We start from the raw sequence: 23,904 nt of genomic DNA, 5'->3' as shown, positions 1-23,904 counted from the left end.
TAGGACTTGTTTTTCTCGTCCAAGGCTGCCGCTCTTAACTCCAGTTGATTTGAAGTTATTTTAAATCTTGAATACCGACACCGTTTGATTCATCTCTTCCGCCCTCTTGGCAAGCATGTTAGCACCTGCAGACACTTCCTGCATGGATGCAGTAGTTTCCTCGACTACGCTTGCGACAGTTTGAGTAGAATCTGCTGCACGTTCGGAGATTTCAGCAATTTTCTTCATCGATTCCACCATAGAAACGGTTCCTTCATTTACGGATCTTGCTTCTACAGCCGCAGTGTCCACCTCACCACTCACTTCTTCAACGGCACCTACAATCTCAGAAAAAACGTTACCTACACCTTCGACAAGCATCATGCCTTCATTCAGAGATTGAACACCTTCATTCATTGAAATCACAACTTCATCTGTTCTTAAGGCAATTTCGTTGACAAGAGAAGAGATCTTGCCCGTTGCCTCACTTGCTTGTGCCGACAGATTGCGTACTTCAAAAGCAACAACCGCAAACCCTTTTCCCTGCTCTCCCGCCCTCGCAGCTTCTATACTCGCATTTAGTGAAAGCAAGTTGGTTCGAGCTGCTATATCACGGATCATAGCTGTGATCTGTCTGATCTCCGCAGACTTTTCACCTAGAATATTTACCACTTCAGCGGATTGAGTTACCTTGGTATGCACATCTCTTATTTGAGAGACAGTCGAAGACATTTGGGTTTTCCCGTTGTTTGCTTTTTCTTGTGCTTGGGTTGTGAGATTCGCCACATTCACAAAGCGATTGGTTATGTTCTCTACACTTTTAGAAACGTCTACCGTGTAATTCAGCGTTTCAGCTATATCTGCAAGCTGTGTCTGAGATCCCTCTGCAACTTGAGTGGCACTTACAGCTATCTGCTCGGTAGCGATGCTTGTCTGTTCCGCACTGGCCGTTAACTGTTCAGCCGTAGAGGCAACCAGTAAGGAATTGTCCACAACTTCCTTTAAAAGGTTGCGCAGCGAATCGCACATTTCATTAAAATCAGATGCCAGTTCCCCAACCTCATCTTTTGATCGGACTCTAAGGGGTTCCACTTGCAGGTTCCCCCTGGCTACCAGCTTCATCTGTTCCGCTATCTTTAATATGGGCTTAGTGAACGATTGAGCCAGTAAAAAAGAACCGATAATGCCAAGGATTGTACATATGATAGTCAGAGAAATCATAAACAGTTTACCTGAATGGTAGGAATCACTCGATTGATTAGCGGCATCCGTAGCATACTGCTCATTGAGTAGCTTCAATTTATTAACGTCGTCTAATGCCGCCTTATAAATTGCAGTGTTTCCATGTATGATCATGTAGGCCATCACTTTATCGTTTTCCTCCATGGCAGCGGAAACCACTTTAAGATGGCGAAGATACATTGCCCACTGACCATAAAAGTTGGTGAACAGTTCTTTTTCCTCTGCAGTAGAGGCTAAACTTTGATATTCATTTACACTCTTATCCATTGAAGCAGTAGCTTTGGTTAGTTCCTCTTGATAAGTGCTGCGAACAGCCGCATCCTCTTCAAGTATCAATCGAACGGTGAGTCTATCGATTTCTGTAATCTGCTTATCCATACCCTGAAGAAGAATAACCGCAGGTAAAGACTTGTTATTTACCTTATCAGAAGCCTCCCCCATTTCCGACATCTTAATGACGCCTATAACACTTGAAAGGGAAAGTACGATAACCAGTATGAGCGCTGCACTAATTATTTTTTTCTTTAACGTTAATTTAAACATCTTTATCTTCCTCCCGTGACTGGTCTCGTGTCATCACTGCTGAGCTTTCCAATATATGCGTATTTGGCGCAACAGCTCAGCCTTATCTATCTTTCCACTGATGTAGCTTTGGATAGATGCTCCTGTGATGGCCCCATGATCAGGTGGAAGGGTTGCCATAAACGGCAGCGTCTTTCCGCTTGACATATATGACTTGATCGATTTACTCAAGGGATCGGTAGGCTCCAAGTCAATATTCTTGAACGCCGGTATAACATTGGCCTTGTTAACCAAAAACTCTTGTCCAGACTTTTCGTATACCAGCCAGTTCAAAAACTTCTTTGCTTCCTCTTGCTGCTGAGGTGTGGTAGTTTTGGAGTCGATGAATATATACTTTGTCACACCGACTGTAATCTTAGCATTGTTAGGATCATCCGTATTATCGCTTAATGGAAGGGGCAAAAAGCCGTACTCCTCATTTGCTGTATCATTGCTCTTAATTCCGGCCCACGCCCAGTTGCCCATAAACCAAAGCCCTACCTCGCCCTCTCCCAAAGCTTTGGCTCCATCGTCATATGTACTGTCCAAAGGCGATTGCTTATTGATGCTATTTTCCTTGAGCAGGTCTAAAGTTTGTACCCATCCAGACATTACATTATTTTGGGACATATCGATGGAGTTGTTCTGCATACCTTTAACAAACTCTGAAAAACCCCCAGGCTGAACAGAATAAGACAAAGCTAAAAGATGAGAGCCGAGAGACCAGTCCATTGGCGAAAGCATGACCGGTGCTACTCCCGTCTTCTGAATCCTAGCCATTAATGAGTTCAGGCTGCTTCTGCTTTTTACCGAGGAAGCATCAAAAGAACCCCCTGTCGCTTTGTCCAACACTTTCTTATTGTAGATTAATCCGTAGCCTTCCACTGCGAATGGAAATCCCAGCACAGCATCGCTTTTCTTAACAGTGTCAAGTCCATTTTCTATTGTGTCGGCTATCCACTTTTCTTTACTTAAATCAACGGCCTTATCTAGAAATTGCTGAGTGTCTCCCGGATCAAGCATCGACATGGTCGCTGCACTTCCTGAGCCGTACATCGACATCAGCTTTTGATATGCAGACGTTCCCTCTGGAGCAGTTATAATTTCTAAAGATACTCCGAGGTGCTCCTGATTGTACTGTTTTGCTACTTCTTCTAATTGAGTTTTTATTTCACTTTTGGAATTCAAAAGTGTAATCTTGGTCATCTGCTGTGATACTGGTGAGGCTGAACAACCTATAAACATCATTAAACATGCTAGAGAAATCGCAAATTTTAGCTGTATTCTCATTAACTTTCCCCCTAAGGATTTACTTTGATAAATTTTATGAATAATATTCAATGTTATCGACATAATTCCCCAGGAAGATTAGAAGTTTCAAGTTGGTAAATGTAGGAATTTAATTAAATAGTACAAACTGGTTGTTACGTCAAGTTAACAGACAGGACAGCGCAACGATCTTTATCCAGTTGCGTCTTAATATGGGGTAAAGTTGCTGCGCAACAAATTAAACCAAGAAAGGAGCAATCATTTATGAAAAAAGCTTTCTTTGGGGCTTTTCTTACAATTTTTTTATTTATTTCATCGTCCACTACTTATGCAGCAGAAAATCAAATCAAAGTTGACGGTGTGACTACTACATCCGATGTGAAGCCCGAAATGAAGAACAAACGAACAATGGTACCTCTACGTGTTATTAGTGAAAGTTTGGGGGCTAGCGTCGAATGGTCCAATTCCGAGGTTATTCTCGCTAAAAGCGATATGAAAGTGAAATTAGCAATAAATAGAAGCACCGCGGAAAAAAACGGAGAAAAGATACTGCTTGATGTAAAACCATACACGAAAAATAATCGCATATATGTTCCACTTCGTTTTATTGCAGAGACGTTTGGCTGTAATGTCAATTACAACAACTTTGCAGTGAATGTTGATACTAAACCATTGTTCATAGACGGTGTACAAGTAAAAGCATTGCAATATGAATACCATATGTTTATGGGCGGCGTAGTTCAGCAAATTAATGTAAATGCATTTAATGAAACCATCTATAATATTTTTGCAAACAAAATAGGTGAAAAGGTTGAAGCACCTGCAAACTACTCTTGGAGCTTCACTATTGACACATTTGGGTCTTATTATAAAAATGCACAATATGATTTCTTAGACCAAAAAGGGAAAAGCTTAGTTCGTTTTGATATTTATTCTTTAATTAGTCCTGTTCCATCTGAACTTTCAACAGAATATCCAGAGATTTTAGTTCATGACGTATCGAAAGATGAGTGGTATTTGTTTAACGATACCGCAAGAAAATCCATTAATCAGTTAATGTTTACCGCTGGGAAGAACGGTTTTCTGAAGATTATAAGTAACACAACTGTATAATGTGATTTTTTCTTATTACACTTTTTTCGTCTCCAAAAGATAAAAGGCAAATTCCCAGCTGAACATGCTTCACACGGGTTTGCTCTACAAACCTGTTCCAATCCTGCTCTATAATCGAGGCATGATGAGCCATCTTTTCTAATGAACGATAATAGGGATGCATCTGCTCACCGCTCCTTGACTTTTATAGGAATCGTAGATAACTTTTTTGGCTTCGTATATGAAAAACAGGGGTTATCCAACAGGTCTGGGCAGACCTGTTGGATAACCCCCAGCGACGTGTTCTATCAGACTTCCGCAGCATCCTCTTCCATGAAAAGAGATACCTTGCGGATGCCATCCGCTCCGATCACGACAAGCCCCTGATCCGACAGACGGATTTCAGGGATAACGACCAGTGCGAGCAATGACAGTGTCATCAGCGCGTTGTTCAGCATGCAGCCGGATTGCTGAAGCGCCCGGCTGATACTTTCGGACTGCGCAGCCACCTCTGCAAACGGAGCTGGGGACATCAGCCCGGCGATAGGCAGCGGGAAGCGCGTCTCACCCGAGGCGGATACGACGACCACGCCACCACGCAGGGCAACAGCCTGCTTTGCCGCCTGGGTCATGAGCTCGTCATCATTACCAATGACGAGCAGGTTGTGGCTATCATGCGCGACGGTCATGGCAATCGCAGCCGGCTCGGTGAAGCCCACACCTGTTACAAGGGCAACCGCGTGACTGCCACTGGCATGATGGCGCTCAAAAACGGCTATTTTGCACAAATCCTGTGCAGGATCTGCCGTGACTTCTCCATTACGGACCGGAACGGTCATCCGCACTTCCTTCGTGTCCACATGATTTTCCGTAACACGAATCACCCGTACAGGTACATTCCCCTCCTGTACTGGAGCCGCAATGCGAAAATCTGCAGCACTCAGCTCTCGTCCTAGATGGACCGTGTCCATCACTTCCGCAGGATACACGAAGCCGTCCCAATCGGCGACCATTTGACCGTGCTCGGCCACCAGCTGGCCCGCTGCGATGGTAGCCGTCACATTCACTTCGGCCAATCGGCCATCAAGCAAAATAATGTCGGCAATCGCACCCGGAATGATCGATCCGATGTCCCGTGCCACGCCGAAGCGCTCTGCCGTATTCAGCGTGGCCATCTGAAACGCGGTTACGGGCTTGACGCCCTGTGCAATGGCATGACGCACGACGAAATCCATCTGCCCTTCATGGAGCAAGGATTCTGCGCTGCGGTCATCCGTTACCAGCATCATGCGGCGCGTGTCGAGACCCATTTCCGTGCTGGCTCGGATCGTCTCGGCCACATCATGCCATGCGGAGCCTTGCCGCATCTTGGCATACATGCCGAGCCGGATACGCTCGGCTACATCCTCGGGCGTGACACACTCGTGGTCGCCCGTAATTCCCGCGGCTGCATAGACCGGCAGCCGCCAATCATCGGAGGCCCATGTAAAATGGCCATCCGCCACCTTGCCCGCGCGCAGCGTGGCCTGAATTTCCCCGATCATCACATCGTCTCCATAGACGACACCTGGGAAATTCATGACTTCGCCCAGCCCGATCATATCCGGGCCCCAGCTTAACGCCTCTGCGACTTCCGCCGGGCCGAAGGAGGCACCCGTCGTTTCCAGCTCCGGACCTGTGGAAGGCACGCAAGAAGCCACCTGCATGTAAGCAGCCAGCGGTGTCGTGCGTGCTTCGTCCAACATCAGACGAAGCCCTTTTAGACCCAGTACATTGGAAATTTCATGCGGGTCAAAAAAACCACCCGTCACTCCCAGCGGCAGTACAGCCTTAGCGAACTCAGTTACGGTCAGCTGTGTGCTTTCGATGTGACAATGTCCGTCTAGTAACCCCGGTGCCATATAGCGGCCTTCCGCTTCAATGATTATGGTGTCTTCTCCAATCGTATGACTGACGTCCCCACCGACGTAAGCGATACGAGAACCTTGCACAGCAATAGACATGCCTGGCAGCAATTCGCCCGATACCACATTGACCAGTGTTCCTCCGCGGATCACCAACGATGCCTTGCGCTCTCCTCTAGCTGTAGCTACCAACTCGGGTACACAGTCCGCCAGCGGCGGGCGTTGAAATACACTCTTCATGTCCATTACGTTTGTAACCTCCGTTTATGCTTCTTACCTGTTTTTCTTATTTGCTTATGTTACTGGAATACGCTCCATAATGCCAGCCAACTCTACATCTATTCAAGCATCGCATGGGTTTCTAAGGTATTTGCCCCCAGCTGATTGCCAATGTCCTCTCTATAGAACACGATCACTTTCTCCCACTTTGCGGGTATACGTATCCGAATCCCGTAAACTCACGAATGGCGTAATCTCCCCTATGCTATAAATATGCAGCAGATGCATCGCTCGCGTACAGGCGGTGTAGAATAACTTACGCTCACTCTCACGCTGGTATTGTTTCGCTGACCCGTCATAAATCAGGACCGCATCGAATTCCACGCCTTTTGCCAGGTAGGCCGGAATGATATGAATCCCCTTTTCGAAAGCAGGCGTTGTTTTCTTAATTAATTTTGGCTTCACTGACAGCTTTCCTTCCAGCGCTTCGTAGGCTGCCGCGCTTTCGTCAGCATTTTTACAAATCACCGCGATGGATTCATAGCCTTCCGCCAACAATTCTGTGACATTCCCAGCTATCCGTTGATGCAACTTTTCACGCGAACGCACCTCGGTTACAAGAGGCTTCTCACCCTTACGATTAAACGGTACAATGTGCTCTCCCCCAGCGACCATCCCCCGGGTAAATTCCACAATCTCCTGTGTTGAGCGATAGCTTCGTGTCAGGGAAATCATTTCGGTCTGATCTGCACCATACAAATCATACAATGGCTCTGCATCCTGAAGCACCGAGGCATGGGCATAGATAGCCTGATTAAAATCACCCAGTGCCGTCATTTTAGCCTGTGGAAATAAGCGCTTGAAGAAAGCCAATTGGAATGGGGAATAGTCCTGTGCCTCATCAATAAACACGTGACGGATGTTGCTATTAGAACGGAAACCCAGCATCAGCTCACGCAAATATAAAAAGGGTGTCACATCCTCATACGCTAACTCCCCAGCCTGAATTCGTTCCAGAGTTTGTCGACTAATTTCACCCCAGCTGACGGGCAGCTCTACATGATTCGCCAGTTGGCTCAATAGCGTCTCGTTCATAAACAGCTCGCTGTAGAGCCGGGTCGTATCTACGAAGCGAAGCGCCTTAATCCATTTGCGCAGGGGCTTTAAGCGGTCACTGACCACCATACGCGCCAATATTTCTCTTTCACGCGTAAAATCGTCGAAGGTATCGCCCTTATTCTTAGATTTACGGCGCATGCGGTTATAGGCACGTTGATAATCCTCCGGCTCCATCAGATCCATCTGTTGATCCACCCATGGGGCGGAGCATTCTTCCTTACCAAAGCGGGCCAGCTCTTTGAGCATCCAATCCCGCAGCAGTTCCAATCGGTTCGCCAGCCGCACCGTAGAGTCGAATTCATAAAACTTGCGTGCCATTTGCTCTACTGAAACCACCTCACGTCCCTGAAAGCGGATGGGTTTAAAACGCATTCCCTCCTGTTCCAAATACGTCTTGTAGCTTGTAATCACATGTAAGAACGTCTTGGACGACTTAAAGCGGATACCCTCCATCCTGGCTTCATACCCAGGCTGTAACGACGCTGAAAGCACATATTCCAGCTGTTCAAATGGATCTTCTAACTGAAACTCCCGGCCCAAACGCCGCTCCAAATATTCCTGAAACGTGGCCTGAAGCATATTTTCCTCACCCAATTCAGGCAATACTGTCGATACATAACTGTTGAACATCGGGTTAGGCGAAAATAACACGACCTGATCCGCTCGTAAGCGATCCCGGTACTTATACAGCAAATACGCTACTCTCTGAAGCGCAGCAGAGGTTTTGCCACTTCCTGCCGCCCCCTGAACAATGAGCATCCGGCTTCGATCATCACGGATGATGCGATTCTGCTCCTTTTGGATGGTAGCGACAATACTTTTCATTTGAGCATCCGAGCTGCGGCTCAATACTGCTTGAAGAAGTTCGTCTCCAATCGTCACCCCTGTATCGAACATAAAACGGATCTGTCCATCACGGATCGAGAATTGACGCTTAAGCGTGAGTTCCCCTTCCATCTCCCCTGCCGGGGTCTTATATGAAGCGGGCCCCGGCATGTTATCGTAATAAAGATTGGAAATAGGCGCGCGCCAGTCGTAGATCAGAAACTCCTCATCTTGATTATCCAGCAGGGAGGCAATCCCCAGATAAACACGTTCCGCAGTCTGCCCTTCCTCAGCAAAATCAATGCGTGCAAAATACGGTGAATCAAGCAACTTTTTCAAACGACCTAACGCCTCTGTAGAATGCTTGTGTCTTCGTTCCCGCTCAGACAAAATCTCAGACTGCTGACGCAAACTGGTGGACGTCTCGCCCACATCATCTGCCTCACTGAAATTGATCGTTACCTCATCCCAGAAGTCTTTACGCATATCGACGACATCTCCGCGCACAGAACCAACCTCTGTCTCTAGCTTCCGAATACGCCCGCTAATCACTGCGGTCACATCTTCTACTCTTCGTTGTTCTTCATTCCATTGCTGTTCAGTAGTCACTGACATCGCTCCTGTTCCGTTTCCTCCTGCTCCACGCAGGGCTCCCTTGCGTACAAACTATGCTCTATTATGGACCCGGGCATACTCGCGGCATCCCCCTGATCCGGGAAAATTGACTAAACCTTTGAAGCATGCTATAATGTAAAAAGAAGTGTAATTCACAACTTATGCATATGTTTTCACCATAAAACAGAGCATCCTCTATTGTATCAAGTTCGGTCCCTGTTCGCAACCAGCGGGCTTTTTTTGTGCGTTCTGGCAACCTTCTATTAACCTGTTCTTACATAATTGAATTCATTACATAAAAAAGCGACCAGCCATCTGATTGATGAATGCGGTCGCTTTTCTTTTAGAAAATTCGCCTATCTGCTCTCTTCCACAGGATGAATATGATCGGCCAGTCTGCTCAGCCTCTCCAGCTGATGACCATAGTCGTACATCGCCGCAGCTACAATGGAAAGCCGCAGCATCCCCTCCTGACAATGGTCAAAACGTGTAATCGCATGCTTCATAAATTCGCCGTTGGCTTGCTGAAACAATTCACTTTCGTCCTCATTCGGTTTTAGCTTATTTTCGAATTTCAGTAGAGCATGCTCGTGAAAACGAATCAGTAGCTCCAGATGACTGTCAAAAAAAGCATCCGTTCCCTTTGGCCGTAAAGACTGGAAGTAGTGCCTTTCCACTGCATCCAGTACCTCATATCCCTTGTGCAAACTTCCGAGCATTTGTTTGTATACTACCATTTGTCTCGTTTGACTAAACTTAGAGCGCTTGAGCTTCTTCTGCTCTTCCTCGAACAAATGATATTTGTCCGACAGCGATTTAATGGCTCCCTCCAAATTTCCTTTTTCCTCTTTAAAGACAGACTCCTTAATCTCATCGGAAATGGCAGTACGTAGCAACAAAGACATGCTGTTAAATACATTTTGAATCTGATTAATAAACTGCCTTTTCGGTTTCGGGGGAAAAACGCTAACATTGATGACAAAAGCAGACACAATCCCAATCAAAGTGAGCGCAAAGCGGGTCACCGCAAATTTCCAGTCCCCTGAGGCTTCCATTACAGAAACAACGGTCACAAGTGTCAATCCAACCGTATCAGCCATATTTATTTTCAGACATATCATAAGCACCAATACACATACCAGTCCGACTGCAATCGGCTCATTCGAAAATACCATTCCGCCCAGCAACGCCATGATTGCACCTAGTGTGCTTGTTTGGAGTTGATCCAGAAAATAACGCCACGACCTATATATCGACGGTTGCATAGCAAAAATAGCGGCTATCGCTGCCCCCACAGGCGAATGGGTGTTCAAAAGCGTGCTCAGAAAAAGGGCGAGCGTCACTGCGATTCCCGTTTTTAACACCCGTGCTCCAAAAGCCAAAGCCATCCCTCCTGCTTACCTTTCAAATTTATTCATACCGAATTACTATAATGAAAATTCAATGTAAAGTCCATGCTTTATTATTACCCAAAACAATCGGAGATCAGGAATATTTATGAAATGTACAGTTCCTGATAGAATACATATCAACAGAATTAACTTATTTGCAACAACGTCACAGGAGGAACTCATCGTGTCATGGATTAGCAAAATGTTAGAAGAGCCCCGAAAGTGGCCGCGTAATATCCGATTGTTTTTTATGGCCAATCTGCTGTACCAGATGGGTACAGGCATGTTTTCTGTGCTGTACAACCTGTATATCCAAAAACTTGGCTTTGACGATGATATGAACGGCCAAGTGGTCAGCATGCAAGCGCTAGCAACGGCGTTGCTGTTCATTCCGGTCGGATTTTTGGGGGATCGGACGAGCCGCAAAAATATGCTGGTCATCGGCGCGTTATTCAGCGGTCTGGCCTTTCTCGCCCGTACCTTTACAGATACCAGCGGAAGCATGTTGGTATTTGCCGTAATCTCAGGTGTATTCGCCGCCTTTATTCAGGTGCTGGCTGTGCCTTTTTTAGCGGAAAGCATAAGTAAAGCCCAACGTTTAAAAATATTCAGCTATTACTCAGCTCTTGTACTGGCAGCCCAGGTCCTGGGCAGCTTCGGGGGTGGTGTACTCGCAGATGGGCTGCAGACGTGGGGAATCACACCGCTATCCAGTCTGCGGGTTGCTCTGTTCCTTGGAGGAATGGCAACATTGACCGCTTTTATTCCTCTATTATTCATCACAAAAACTACGGCAACCTTAGAAGCACCAGCTCCTGCCGAATCTTCACCTCAAACAGAACAAGTACATACGCCGCACAGTACATCCGATATCCCTGCCTCGGAGACGCCTGCTGCTGCTTCTGATCGCCGGGTTATTGGACAATTTGTTCTTGCCCAGTTTTTTCTTGGACTGGGTTCAGGTCTGGTCATCCCGTATCTTAATTTGTATTTTACGAACCGCTTCTCCGTATCGCTCAGCGCAATGAGTTTACTGATTGCACTCGGCCAGCTCATGACCATCCTCTCCATGTTGATCGGACCTACCCTCGGTAGCCGAATTGGACTGGTCAGAGCTGTAGTTGGCTTCCAACTGCTTTCGCTACCGTTCCTTCTCATTACAGGCTTTACGAACGTGCTATGGATCGCTTCCATCAGCTTTCTATTCAGGCAAGCGCTAATGAATGCAGCCAATCCGCTGCAAACCGCCATTCTCGTCGAACGTGTGTCAGATAAAAATCGTGGCATTGCCAACTCCATTCTCCAGACGACCTGGATGCTAGGCACCGCAGGTATGGGACCTGTACAAGCCTATTTAGTTACAACTTATGGCAACTACTGGGGCTATGCCATCACATTTAGCATGACAGGTGTTTTCTATATTTTGTCTTCCCTCGTCTATTACAGAATGTTCCGAGAAAAGCGCCCGTCCGCGGGCCAGCTTTTACAAAACCCGGCAAGCCCGTAAACAAAATCATGACACAATAAAAGCCGGAGCCTCCAAGCGGACTCCCCTGGAACGTCATAGGATAAATGAGAATGGCGGAGGAGGAATGAAGGCATGCTTCGAGTTGCATTATTTACGGATACGTATACGCCTGACGTGAATGGCGCTGCTCTGACCCTGGAACGATGGGTTGGCTATCTGGAGACACATGGAGTATCTACGCTCGTCTTCGCACCGGAGGCAGACCATCATCTGCCCTCTGGGCCGGGTGTGGAGCGATTTCGAAGTATTCCCTTTTTATTGTACCGGGAATGCAGACTTGCGATCCCCAACGCCAAACAGATCAACGAGCGTCTGTCAGCCTTTTCCCCGCATTTGATTCATGTCGCTACTCCGTTTAACCTTGGCCTCTATGGAACAAGCTACGCAGCCAAACACCATATTCCACTCGTCGCCTCATATCACACCCACTTTGATAAATACCTCGAATATTACAAGCTTCGCTGGCTTGAACCTGCGTTATGGAAATACATGCTCTGGTTTCACAGACATTGCGAAAGGGTGTATGTCCCTTCTCAATCAACCATGGAATTGTTGCGCAATAAAGGAATGGGGCAGCTCGAGATCTGGAGTAGAGGCATTGATACTGACCGATTTCAACCAAAGGTGGACCGGAATGCAGTATGGAAGAAATGGGGCGTTCATGCAGATGCATTTGTTATTTTGTATGTGGGCAGGCTTGCACCGGAAAAGGGGATAGACACGTTACTGGATTCCTATCTCCAGTTACCCGACGACGTCCGCGCAGCCTCTGTGTTGGTCATTGCAGGAGATGGTCCATTGTATAAGGTCAAAACTGCAGCGGATATAGGAGTGCCGGAGCATGCAGTCCACTGGCTTGGTTTTGTGAAAGGCCCGGAATTAGCTGAACTCTACGCCGCAGCCGACGTATTTCTCTTCCCTTCCACCACGGAAACCTTCGGCAACGTTGTACTGGAGGCTATGGCGAGCGGTACACCTGTGGTCGGTGCCAATGAAGGCGGGGTAAAAGATAATCTAATCCATGGAAAAACAGGGCTATTGTGTCCTTCTGGGGACGCCGCTGCCTTTGCCAAAGCTGTACACCTATTGTACGAGGATGCCTCACTTCGCGATTCGATGTCCAGAGCGGGTAGAGCCTACAGCCTGGAGCAGACGTGGGACCGTATTTTTGAGCGGCTACTGGACAGCTACATGGACGCAGCAACCCTACACCTTGACAGCCGTCCCATGACGCGAATGTAGCCTTCAAAAACAGCGAAATTCCAGATAGCATGTAAAGGCGAGGTAAATAAATTCTGCTAATACCTTAATTGTTTCAGCAGCTTGTTATGTACCCCACTCAACAAAATCACTGCGGTCAAGGCACCGATGAACGCAAGAAGCATATCCCATTGGGTATCCCATACATCTCCTTGTGTGCCCAAAAAGGCTTCTGCTGCCGTTCCGGTTGCCTTGGCTACAGCAAACTCAATCAGCTCGTACACAGCGCTGATCGCAAGACACACACTAACCGTGAGGAAAGTGAGCCAGCTCCCGCTTCCCAAGGCCGTTTTACGCAACAGCACTTCCCTGACAATGAGTGCAGGTACAAAACCTTGTACAAAATGCCCAAGTCGATCATAATAATTGCGCTCCAGTCCGAACGTATCCCGAATCCAGTTGAACAGTGGCATTTCGGCATAGGTATAATGTCCACCGACAATCAGGATCAATGCGTGCAGCCAGATTAGGGTGTATACCAGATTGGTAAACCGAAATCTACGGTACAAAGCCGTCAGCAGCACAGCTCCCAAAACCGCCGGGAGAACTTCCAGTACCCATGTAAAATAATCCGCCGGGCGAATCAAGGACCAAATGAGGGCAAGCGCCAGCAATACAAGTAAAACAAGCGGGTAGCGATCATTTTTAGACCATGCCGTTGCCTGGTTCATCTTCATTCCTCCTCAGCCCAAAGCTCTAGCCTTCGTTCGTTACGATATGTTTGACACGCCCAACCTGTCCGTCTGCCAAACGCACTTTGATTCCATGCGGATGACGCGGGGAATTGGTCAAAATATCTTTCACCGTTCCGCGTGTCAGCTTACCGGTTGGCTGATCCTTTTTAAGTACAATATCTACCTGAAGACCAGCGCGGATATCGGATCGATTCTGTCCGTTCATTGTAGCTATTCCTCCTTTATTTTTACATTTTTTGATAATATTCAGCCACTCAGCTACAATTGAATCACCAGCGACGCCATTCGTCCTGGCGGTTGTTCCCCATCCAGACTACGCACATCGTGGATACATAGCTGACGAGCAAAATGACGAATACCATCCCACTAAACTCCACAAAATGAGTACGTTGCAAGGAGTCTGCCCATATGGAAGATACCTGTGCATACAGTTGAGAGGGCGCAGAAACAATATCCCATGTGTTCCCTCGAAAGAAACGGCCAATGTAAATACCCAGGCTGCTCAACAAGAGTACCGCCAGCATAAACAGCCAACTAACAAGCCCACCACGTGCACGCTGTACCAATTGTCGTACGGATTCGAGCGATACAAAACCCATTGTCAGGCCAAGTACGGCTACCAGCAGCATTCCCAGTACATGATTCCAAAAGTACGGATTTCCCCAGAAACGTTGCTCCCCGAGAAATGGATATCTGGCGAATACATGCAGCAAATCTGTGATCAAATAGGGTGTATTGGGATAAAAGAAAAGCCATGCCGCCCCCGTAACCCAGAGTAAAAATGTTCTCGTTCCCCGCCTCCACGAGCTGTACATTACATCAAGCAGTAGCGTCAACAGCATAGGAATCCAAGCCAACATCATATTCCACCAAATAAAAAGATAAGGGCGGCCCCCTGAGGGCAGTCGCACGTTAATGATCCACAATGTACTGATTACGGAGCATAAGGCCAGTGCTAAAAAAACATAGAGTTTTAGTGGATAATTTAACGATCTTAAACGGGCATACATATGTGTCTTTCCTCCTTGTAACCGTCCTGCCTTCCTGACGTTCCAATTTACACCTGTTCTGGACAGTGTACACCACAATGGCTTCAAGCTCAATGGAAGCGCTCTACCCCTGCATAAATGAACATAAAAAAAAACATCCGTTCTCCGGGAATTGACCTCATCCCCGAAAAATAGATGCTTACTGTGTTTTAGACTTCACTCACAGGTAAAGGCGACATACGAATGCGGATCGTCTGATCAAACGGAGCCATCCAGTTGACCAGCAATGTATGGAAATTGATGGGGAGAGTGGCTCCCCTTACCGAATTAGCCATATGCTCTACGGTTGTTCCCATCAGCTCAAACCACGCATTCCCAGATTCATAGCGCGCCATACCACCAGTCCAACATTGAACCGTTTCGTTAACCAGCCGGTATTCCCCGCAAGTGAAGCGTCCTTCGCGCCCAAAAATAAAACTAATCTGTGTCATGCAATCTACTGGACCCTCTGAGCGAAAACGAAGCGTCCACACATCACCCTGACGATCCACATCGACCCGAATTTCATGCTTTTGTTCATGGGTTAATGGCCGTTTGTGATGCGGAAGCAAGTACCACGGACTGACTTCCTCCTGCGCGGTAGGCGGCAGATCTAAGGTCGCTACAGGGCCATAATAACCTTTGACCTGTGTGCCCGACAAAGTCCAACCATGTTCGTGAGCTGTCAGCTTCTGCATGGGTACAAAACCAGGCGAGAAATACGATGCAGCCTGAACCGCCAATAATCGTGCATCTCCGTGCCGCAACGATAGGAACGATGAAGCCTCGGTCATCAGCGTGGCACTGGTATCCTCCTGCCGAAATCGAACGACTGGCGCTCCAAAGTCCGTATGCAGTCGGCTATGATAAATCTGCTGGTGATGGCCTGCCTCATCCATTCGACTCAGATAGTCAGCCCTTGGGAAGTCTCCGTTCAGTAGTTGGTTATAGGTGACAGGTAGTATAGCTGACGATACTTTACGAGTTTGCAAACGCGGATCTAGTAAAAAGCGCACAGCCGCATTGATAGGAGCACCGCCAGGATGATCCATGACTTGAATAGCGGCGACAGCCATCGCTTCAAATATAGCGTCCTCATCCTCTGTAGCCAGCATGGCATATGGTAGAAGATAAGAAGATAGGTTCATGACCACCCCAAAATCCTGTCTCCCTGAATACTCTGTGACCACTTCGCCATCAGGATGGACAAGGTACACCATCATGCGTAAATTACGGCGTACCGACTCTAGTAGCTCCGGCAGTTTTAATAATCGGGCAGCATGAATCAGCATAATATCGCTAACAGCATTATAAATTCCGTTGCTGCGCTCCGTCCATTCGCCATCTGGCGTCCCATCCAGCCCTTCGGCTAGCCAAGCCTCGGCCCGCACGAGCGTCTCGGGCAGGTCAAACAGCTCATGTAGAAATCCCAGCGCAGCACACAATACCCAACGGTGATTTGGCGTATGGCAACCTCCGGTCAGCATGACCGGAATCGTCCGCTCCAGAAACAAGCGGATGGCATCAATCACCCGGCGCAGCTCCAGCCAGTCGTCACCAACCAGCAGCTGATAGACCTGGGCGTAGCCTACCACCACGAACGCTGTATCCGGTGGCGAGTGGAAATTGGTCCAGCCCGGTGAAATAGAACCGTCCTCATGCTGCACACGTAGCATGTACTGTGCAGCCAGCTCCAGTCGGATGAGTACATCCTCATTGCGATAATATGCAGAATCCGGATTGACGAGCGCTGCCGCCCAGATCGCCATTGCGGCAGGAGTCCCGACCGAATGATTAGGCCAAGCGATTCCATTCTCATCATCAGTCACTCCGCCGTAATAACGGCTGTCAGCATCCAGTACCTGATGGTCCATACCTGGTTTTACCCAGGCATCGTTGATCGCTACGATTTTACTATACATTCCTCTCAACCCCTGTAATATGCATAATCGTTTATCATCCTTGCGGCTGAAGCTTCGCTATCTTACTTGTCAGCAACTCATGGCTACGTTCAATATCCTCCGGCTGACAAGCTGCTTTCAGCTCATAAACCTTAATAGGGGCCTGCCGGATAATATTCACGAAACGATCGAAGAACTCCAGATCACCACTATGAATATAAGGGCACCAGTGATCGGATAATCCAATGGTTTCATGAATATGAACACCGAGAATATAGTCGATCATTTCATTGGCTTCCTTGGCGTTGTCGTACAGTCCCATTCGGTCCATAATCATACCGTGGCCAATGTCATACCACAGATAGACAGGTGCACCCTTCAAACGATCTATAATCGTCTTTGCCTCCTGCAACGTAGGCATCTGATAGCAGCGTGAACGCGTTTCAATGCCAATGGCTACATCATATCCCTTGGATGCGATGCGGTCACACACTTCTTCCAGACTATCACGGATGCGTTGTACATAGTGCCCACTCAGTGAATTCCGACGCTCCAGCATTTGGCCCCATAACGTTTGATAAGCAGCAGAATCCCTGCCCTGCTCATTGAAAATATCCTCTAGTTCCTCACTGATATCATATGGAAATGGAACCTCTCCGGGATGCACAACTACCGCTTTTGCACCATAACGATGCGCATATTCAGCAGATTGCACCAGCAGCTCTATCGCACGTTGTCGCTTGCTTTCATCGTCAAACCCGAGCAGAACGGAATCCGTGCCGTAATCCGGGTCTGGTGTATGAGGAAATGTATTATGCACACTCGATATGCCGATTTCTTCCCGCTCAATCATAGGCTCAATCGTCGTCAGCATTTCCCGGGTAATGTTATAGTTCAGCTCCATCCTGCTAAAGCCCAACTGACGGATTTCCTCTACAAGTTCTCGGCCGACCGTATGCTTTTTAATATTCCAACAGGTGGAAAAGGAATATTCCCCCTTCGCCTTCATTGTCATCATCCTTTCACCGCTCCCACCATCACGCCGCTGACAAAATATCTTTGCAGCCACGGATACACTAGCAGAATTGGAACCGTTGCAAAAATGACACTTGCTGCCTTCAACCCTTCGGGCGTAATTCTTGCGCCACTGGCTCCTTCCAGCCTGGTTAGCTCGGATACCATATTATTTTGAATCATTTGATACAGCTTGAGCTGTAACGGGAACAAATCGGGGTTTTGAATATACATCAGCGTATCCTGAAATCCGTTCCAACGGCCTACACCATAAAACAAGCTTAATGTCGCCAGCACGGGCAGGGACAGCGGCAGTACAATCCGAATCAAAGTGCCGAACTGGCTGCTGCCATCAATTTCTGCTGCTTCTCCCAAACTTTCCGGAATCCCGTTAAAAAAAGAAATTAGAATAATTAAATAAAACGGACTGATCAGACCGGGTAAAATAAGGGACCACATATTATTCAACAAATGTAAGTCGCGCACCAGAATGTATTCAGGAATGATGCCGCCGCTGAAAAACATCGTTACTACAATGATGAACATAATCGTTTTACGACCTCTTAGGTGTTTCTTCGTTAATGGATATGCTGCGATAATTGTCATTAACATGCTCAGCACTGTCGTGATCACCGTCAGCATGACCGTAAACCCAAGCGAACGGATCATGCTCATATCGGAAAAGACCTTTCCGTATGCTTTTAAATTGAACTCAACCGGGAACAAAGTAACTTCCCCGGATGTAATGGCACGGTTTGAGCTAAAGGAAATAGACAAAATGTGAATAAACGGGGCCAAGCACAGCAGTACAGCCACAGCCACCAACACGGTGGTTACGATATCAAAGGTGCGATTTGCAGTACGTTCACTCATCAGATGTCAGCTCCTTTACATAATACTTTCATCTGTCAGTTTCTTGGAGGCATAGTTAGCGCTTAATACGAAGATGAGACCAACCACAGCCTGAAACAGGCCCACCACCGTAGCCAGCGTATATTGCCCGGACTCCATCCCGATGCGATATACAAACGTGCTAAGTACATCGGAATAATCTCGAACTGCTACATTTCCAATTACATAAGGACGATCAAAGCCAATGGTGATCATATTACCCAAATTAATGATAAGCAGCGTTGCAATTGTCGTTTTCATGCCAGGGATCGTAATATACCAAATTCTTTTCATGCGTCCTGCACCATCTACCTCGGCAGCTTCGAACAATTCCCGGTTAATCCCGGTCAAGGCTGCGAGGTACAAAATCGTTCCCCAGCCTGCACTTTGCCACACCCCTGTCAGCAGGTAGGTGAGTACCCAGTCATTTTTATCTGTCAAAAATGGAATCGCCTGAAACCCCAGTGAAGTAAGCACATTGTTGATCATGCCGGACTGCGTACCAAACACCTGGTACACAATCCCGCCAATAATCACCCACGAAATAAAATGGGGAACGTACAAAATCGTTTGTGACAGCTTTTTAAACCAGACTACTTTCATTTCATAGAGCAAAATCGCCAAGATTAAAGGTGCTGGAAAAGATACCAGCAAATCAAGCAGGTTTAGGACGATGGTATTGCGCAGCGTTCGATAAAAATCGTCCATACGAAACACTTCTCTAAACGCATCGAACCCGATCCACTCACTCCCTGTAATTCCCTGAAAAAAGTTAAAATCCTTAAACGCGATCTGTACGCCCCACATCGGACCATATTTGAACACAATGAAGTAGGCCAGGGGCAGCACAAGCAACGCGTATAATTGCCAATATCTGCGGAAGTAAACGTTCCCTTTCATGCGCTGTCTCCTCCTTTACTTTCCGCCTTCTTACTTGCCTGTCATGGCCTTATAAGCTTCGGTACGCTCATCCAATATCGCTTGACCACCGCTCACCATATAATCCTTCAACGCCGCTTCGAATGTTGCATCAAACTGCGCCGGAGGCACCATCACAGATTTAACGACCATTTCGTCAAACTTATCCAGCAATGAGTTACTGTATTTGGACTCGGCTTTAATCGGATGGTCAAATTTCACTGGTGAAATTGTGTCCGTGCTGGAAATATCCATCGCCTTGCGAACATCCTCCTGGAATTGGGACGGCATGCCCAAAACAAAGGCTTCCTTGTTTTTGTTATCGTCTCCTGCAATCTTGCCATTCGCAATAATGACCACATCACCCTGATTATAGATACGATCCTGCGCTTCTTGTGTCGGTTTCTCCTTGGCAACTGGAATTCCGTCTTTCAAGGTATAGTTCTCGCCTTCTACACCATTTTGCATATCAAGCAGCACTTTCTCGGAAGACATCCAGTCGAGATACTTGATCGCCTCAATCGCATGCTCACTGGATTTAGGTACCATAATGTAGAGTCCATTGGATGCAAATTCTGGCTTGGCGTGTTTACCCTCACTGTTGGTATAAGGGTCCATTGGAGTCAGCTTCGCTGTGGACTGGTTAGCCAACAGATTCGGATAGGCGGAGTCATTATAATAGATGTTGTCGTAATCTTCACTGAAAAAACCGGTATTTCCGCTTTGAATATCCTGAGTCAGCTGTTTTTTGTCCTTATCCAGACCAAAGTCCTTGCTGATCAGATTCTCATTGTAAAGCTTGTTCATAAACTGAACTCCATCCTTGAATCCAGGTAGCAGGATTGGATAGTCACGGGAACCCAGCTCTTGGGTTAGCGTATATTTCTGCTCATCTGTCACTGGCTTAATAAAAGACCACAACAGCGGATCATATTGCCCCGGCTCCATCGTCATCCCCAGTGGAATTACCTTGCCGCCGGTCTTGCCAGGGTCTTTTTCCTTGAACGCTTTTAGCGTGTTGTATAGCTCATTTGTCGTTTTAGGAACAGGCATATTCAGCGTATCGAGCCAATCCTGGCGAATAAAAGAGGAATATTTTCCTAATATGGTACGCTTGCCGGGAATGGCGAACTGCTTGCCCCCCACCTGACCGTAGCTGAGCGTATCTTCACCGAGGAATTTTTTAAGATTTGGGCCGTACTCATTCAGCAGAGGGGTCAAGTCTGTCAGTCCACCCTGCTCCGCATACCGTTCAAAGGTTCCAGAATCATAAGTGAACACGATATCAGGTACATCACCACCGCTAGCCATCAGAACATTCAGCTTGGTTACTTCTTCGGAGCGCTGAACGGGTACGTACGTCAGATCAATATCGTTGGGTTTGCCAAAGTTTTCTTTTGCATATCGGGTTAAATAGCTGTCAGTAATGGTATAGCCCTGAGGTGTATTGCCTCTGTCAAAAATTTCAACCTTCAATGAACCAGCCTTGTTTCCGGTAGCGGTCGAAGCCTTGTCCGCCTCACCCGACGAGCATCCGCTCAATACAATCGACAGTGCAACCGTAGCTGCAAGCAGCAGACGAAGCTTCTTCAATGTTCCTCCAGCCTTATTCCCACTCATTCCTGAACACCCCTTTGTCTGCTTTTCCCGTTCGTCGCCTCTTCTGATGAGGAGGTTATGACATTTCATGCATCGGCATGAGTCTGTCCCTTTTGATCCGGGATGTGCCTTAGTATGACATGACCGCAGGAAAACTGACAATAAACTAGTTTCCCAATCATAAACCGGTTGATTGAAAGCGTTTGCTGAATATGATGAAGCGCTTACTTTTATTAAAAATCACTATTTTCCTGTGAATAAACCATTTTCTTTATTCGTTCCGTGTGAGCTATAGTTCCATATCACGTGATTTAAAAGTTTTTCACACGAAAAAAAGAGCATCCTCACCCTCATCAGGGATTCGATGCTCACACTACATTTTGTTAATTTCAATGAAATACTAACGTCACTACTCCTACTGTGAAGTCTCTGAAGGGAGGCTCATGGATAGCTTGCGTACCTTCCCAGTTTTCCCATCCTTACGGCTACGTGATACATAAACCATCATTAACGCCCCCAAGGTTGCACTGATCAGACACGCCAGGTTCATTAATTGCGGCCCTCCAGCGTGAAGAAGAAAGCCATTTAACAAATTACCTACAATCCCTGCCAGCCCGGCAAATACCATATTGAACACGCTTTGTCCGGTCGCTTGCATATCCTTTTCAGTTACATGTGAAACATACTCGACTGCTGCGATGTAGAAAAAACCAAATGACAATCCGTGCAGCACCTGCACAGCAATCATAACGGTAGGGTCGGGAAAAGCTAATTGAATTCCCCATCGAATCATATAAGCGACTGCCCCTAGCAAAAGAGTTCTCTCTAACCCAATCTTTCGAATCACTCGTGAAGCGAGCAGCATGGAGGGGACATTCGTAATGGACGCAATCAGCAGAGCAACCCCGACCAAACTCGTAAGTCCTCCCGACATCTTAAAGGCCAATACAAAATAGGTGTTGAATGCGGTTAACGTCTGATTTACTAAAAAACTGCCCCCTAAAAATATTAAAAATGTCCTGTTGCGGATCAATTGACCAATGCCGTCCGAAAACGATTTGCGCAGCACGAGATCTTCCTCCGTATTTTTCGGCAACGCCAGCGCAGTCAGGGCCGCAAGACTGTTCAGCACCAAAAAAGGCACCCACATCATAGTCACAGATAACAGCGATACAAATAGCCCCCCGGCGTAACCGCCCACCGCGTTGCCTATACTCGCCATAAATCGTATGCTGCCATAGGTCGTTCCTGCCTTTTTGGCCGCTACAATCGCATAGGAATCCGCAATCGGCGCCTGCGTTGCCGTAAATATTGCCATAATGGAATACACAAGCGCCATCAGAACAAAACGCTCCGACTGATAACATACAGCCATAATTCCCGGAACCGCTACACTCAAAATGAGCACCAGCCGCATTTGACGATATTGATCCACAATAATTCCCCATATCGGCTGAACCAAAATGGATACCAGCGTACCAATTGCCATCAGAACACCGACACTGCTGCTCGTTAATCCATTCTGAACCAGCAGTAATGTCAAATACGGATTAAACATGCCCCCTGCCAAGCCAATAAACAAATAGAAGCTTCGTAGCTTCAGCATTTGTGAGCCTACCATCTGGAAACCTCCCTGTTGTTTAGCGTACCGAGCTGTCCAGAATCGTAGCCAATGCTCCGATGGCCCCGGCTTCATTACCTAGACCAGCAGGTACAATAGTACAAGGAATATCCGTCCATAAGGCTACTCTTTGCCGAATTTCATCCAAATAATACGTGTTACCTTCTGCTACACCGCCACCTACAACGATCATTTCCGGGTTCAGCAGGCTGATCACATTCGTCAAAGCCATCGCCATATGCACTAGTGCAGGCTCTAAAATCATCCGTGCTTCTACATCCCCTTCGGACGCCGCTTGCAATACATGTCTAGCCCCTACCTCGTCCCTGTTTCCTCCTGCTAGCCGGATCATGTGTGTACCTGGTATGCCAGAGGCGAGTGCTGATTTTACACTGCGCGTTATCGCCGTACCCGATGTTAAAGATTCGAACACACCGAACTCATCCGTCCCCTTCTGTTTTGCTGCTTGCCGTGCCTGTTCCTCGCCTGCAATCCAATAAGCCATTTCACCTGCTCCGCCTGCGGCTCCCTTATACATCTCTCCATTTAAAATAAGGCCACAACCGATACCTGTTCCCACCGTTATCATCATCACATGCCGTAATCCCCGAGCTGCCCCTAACCATTGTTCTCCCAAAGCAGCCATATTCACATCATTATCCAGCATCAAGCGACCACTGTATCGGTGTGCAACAATAGATCGTATACTTTCATGCGCATTACCACCATGCGTACTGTCGCCATGTATACGATCTTGAACACTCCACGGGATTGCCGGGGCGTGGGTAATCGTTCCGCTATCGTTATCTACCACACCGGGGAAACCGATGCCTATGCCTTTTAACTGTGCCAGCGACAAACCTTCCTGTTTTAGACAATGTTCCAGCTCCTCGAATAAACTCTCAAAGAAAAAATGGGCATCCTTCGTATGAATCGTTGGAAATTTATGCCTCACCACTACTTGCTGTTCCGCTGTACCGATACAGATCAGCGTCTTCGTCCCGCCAACATCAATGCCTGCGGCCCAGCCGGAAGCCTTCGGCTCATCCCTGTGTTGCTTTTGTACATACATGTCCGCCATAGCCATCCTCCGTCATTCCGGTTCGCCATCATGCCTGCCAATACATCGGCTGTTGACGCCCTGTAGGTTCAAGATATGGACATAAGTATCGCATTTGAACACCTGTGCCGCAATAAACTAAATTCCGCCCCATAAACTGACGCGCTTTACTC

General features: G+C 47.3%; 18 protein-coding genes. 3 read left to right on the top strand and 15 right to left on the bottom strand.

What is annotated here, in order from left to right; genetic code table 11:
- Positions 1 to 60: 60 nt before the first annotated feature.
- Together KAI37_RS09095 and KAI37_RS09090 are read right to left on the bottom strand one after the other, a co-directional pair.
- Positions 61 to 1,764: a methyl-accepting chemotaxis protein gene (locus tag KAI37_RS09095; RefSeq protein ID WP_071640365.1), complete on the bottom strand. Its 1,704-nt coding sequence runs from the start codon at positions 1,762 to 1,764 to the stop codon at positions 61 to 63.
- Positions 1,765 to 1,797: 33 nt separating this feature from the next.
- Entirely contained in the window at positions 1,798 to 3,072 is a 1,275-nt protein-coding gene (locus KAI37_RS09090) for an ABC transporter substrate-binding protein (protein WP_220031101.1), read from the bottom strand.
- A gap of 243 nt (positions 3,073 to 3,315) precedes the next feature.
- Between KAI37_RS09090 and KAI37_RS09085 the strand changes: the two genes are divergently transcribed.
- Positions 3,316 to 4,164 (top strand): copper amine oxidase N-terminal domain-containing protein, encoded by an 849-nt coding sequence (locus tag KAI37_RS09085; protein ID WP_220031100.1) that lies wholly within the window; start codon positions 3,316 to 3,318, stop codon positions 4,162 to 4,164.
- Between the two features lie 287 nt (positions 4,165 to 4,451).
- On the opposite strand, the gene KAI37_RS09080 is transcribed toward KAI37_RS09085, so the two are convergent.
- From KAI37_RS09080 to KAI37_RS09070, 3 genes are all read right to left on the bottom strand, one after another.
- On the bottom strand, positions 4,452 to 6,293 hold the full coding sequence (locus tag KAI37_RS09080; RefSeq protein WP_220031099.1) for an adenine deaminase: 1,842 nt from the start codon (positions 6,291 to 6,293) through the stop codon (positions 4,452 to 4,454).
- A gap of 153 nt (positions 6,294 to 6,446) precedes the next feature.
- Positions 6,447 to 8,825, bottom strand: a complete 2,379-nt coding sequence (helD, locus tag KAI37_RS09075; protein WP_252508814.1) for an RNA polymerase recycling motor HelD — start codon at positions 8,823 to 8,825, stop codon at positions 6,447 to 6,449.
- Between the two features lie 356 nt (positions 8,826 to 9,181).
- Positions 9,182 to 10,213 (bottom strand): FUSC family protein, encoded by a 1,032-nt coding sequence (locus KAI37_RS09070; protein ID WP_175405266.1) that lies wholly within the window; start codon positions 10,211 to 10,213, stop codon positions 9,182 to 9,184.
- 187 nt (positions 10,214 to 10,400) lie between these two features.
- Between KAI37_RS09070 and KAI37_RS09065 the strand changes: the two genes are divergently transcribed.
- The gene (locus KAI37_RS09065; protein WP_071640357.1) at positions 10,401 to 11,723 is read left to right on the top strand and encodes an MFS transporter; all 1,323 of its coding nucleotides are present in this window, start codon (positions 10,401 to 10,403) and stop codon (positions 11,721 to 11,723) included.
- A gap of 93 nt (positions 11,724 to 11,816) precedes the next feature.
- Positions 11,817 to 12,986, top strand: coding sequence for a glycosyltransferase family 4 protein (locus KAI37_RS09060; protein WP_076292599.1), 1,170 nt, complete (start codon positions 11,817 to 11,819; stop codon positions 12,984 to 12,986).
- 56 nt (positions 12,987 to 13,042) lie between these two features.
- Here the strand turns inward: KAI37_RS09060 and KAI37_RS09055 are convergent, their stop codons facing one another.
- From KAI37_RS09055 to KAI37_RS09010, 10 genes are all read right to left on the bottom strand, one after another.
- Positions 13,043 to 13,675, bottom strand: coding sequence for a DUF2238 domain-containing protein (locus tag KAI37_RS09055; RefSeq protein WP_071640354.1), 633 nt, complete (start codon positions 13,673 to 13,675; stop codon positions 13,043 to 13,045).
- A 25-nt stretch (positions 13,676 to 13,700) separates the two neighbouring features.
- Positions 13,701 to 13,904 (bottom strand): YwbE family protein, encoded by a 204-nt coding sequence (locus tag KAI37_RS09050; RefSeq protein ID WP_013309792.1) that lies wholly within the window; start codon positions 13,902 to 13,904, stop codon positions 13,701 to 13,703.
- A 64-nt stretch (positions 13,905 to 13,968) separates the two neighbouring features.
- A complete protein-coding gene (locus tag KAI37_RS09045) occupies positions 13,969 to 14,709 on the bottom strand; it encodes a DUF1361 domain-containing protein (RefSeq protein WP_069080066.1) in 741 nt (246 codons plus the stop codon).
- A gap of 188 nt (positions 14,710 to 14,897) precedes the next feature.
- Entirely contained in the window at positions 14,898 to 16,649 is a 1,752-nt protein-coding gene (locus KAI37_RS09040) for a hypothetical protein (protein ID WP_220031098.1), read from the bottom strand.
- A gap of 34 nt (positions 16,650 to 16,683) precedes the next feature.
- Positions 16,684 to 17,646: a sugar phosphate isomerase/epimerase family protein gene (locus KAI37_RS09035; RefSeq protein ID WP_220031097.1), complete on the bottom strand. Its 963-nt coding sequence runs from the start codon at positions 17,644 to 17,646 to the stop codon at positions 16,684 to 16,686.
- Positions 17,643 to 18,515: a carbohydrate ABC transporter permease gene (locus KAI37_RS09030; protein WP_071640347.1), complete on the bottom strand. Its 873-nt coding sequence runs from the start codon at positions 18,513 to 18,515 to the stop codon at positions 17,643 to 17,645. The genes KAI37_RS09035 and KAI37_RS09030 overlap by 4 nt, the downstream gene beginning before the upstream one ends.
- A 15-nt stretch (positions 18,516 to 18,530) precedes the next feature.
- Positions 18,531 to 19,433, bottom strand: coding sequence for an ABC transporter permease (locus KAI37_RS09025; RefSeq protein WP_220031096.1), 903 nt, complete (start codon positions 19,431 to 19,433; stop codon positions 18,531 to 18,533).
- A 30-nt stretch (positions 19,434 to 19,463) separates the two neighbouring features.
- Entirely contained in the window at positions 19,464 to 21,071 is a 1,608-nt protein-coding gene (locus tag KAI37_RS09020) for an extracellular solute-binding protein (protein ID WP_220031095.1), read from the bottom strand.
- 394 nt (positions 21,072 to 21,465) lie between these two features.
- Entirely contained in the window at positions 21,466 to 22,671 is a 1,206-nt protein-coding gene (locus KAI37_RS09015) for an MFS transporter (RefSeq protein WP_076292595.1), read from the bottom strand.
- Between the two features lie 19 nt (positions 22,672 to 22,690).
- On the bottom strand, positions 22,691 to 23,752 hold the full coding sequence (locus tag KAI37_RS09010) for an ROK family protein (RefSeq protein WP_071640339.1): 1,062 nt from the start codon (positions 23,750 to 23,752) through the stop codon (positions 22,691 to 22,693).
- Positions 23,753 to 23,904 lie beyond the last annotated feature (152 nt).

The organism is Paenibacillus sp. S25 (assembly GCF_019454085.1).
GTDB classification, from domain to species: Bacteria; Bacillota; Bacilli; order Paenibacillales; family Paenibacillaceae; genus Paenibacillus; species Paenibacillus polymyxa_B.
The sequence above is the reverse complement of the archived record's forward strand: the minus strand, read 5'-3'. Positions and strand labels throughout refer to the sequence as shown.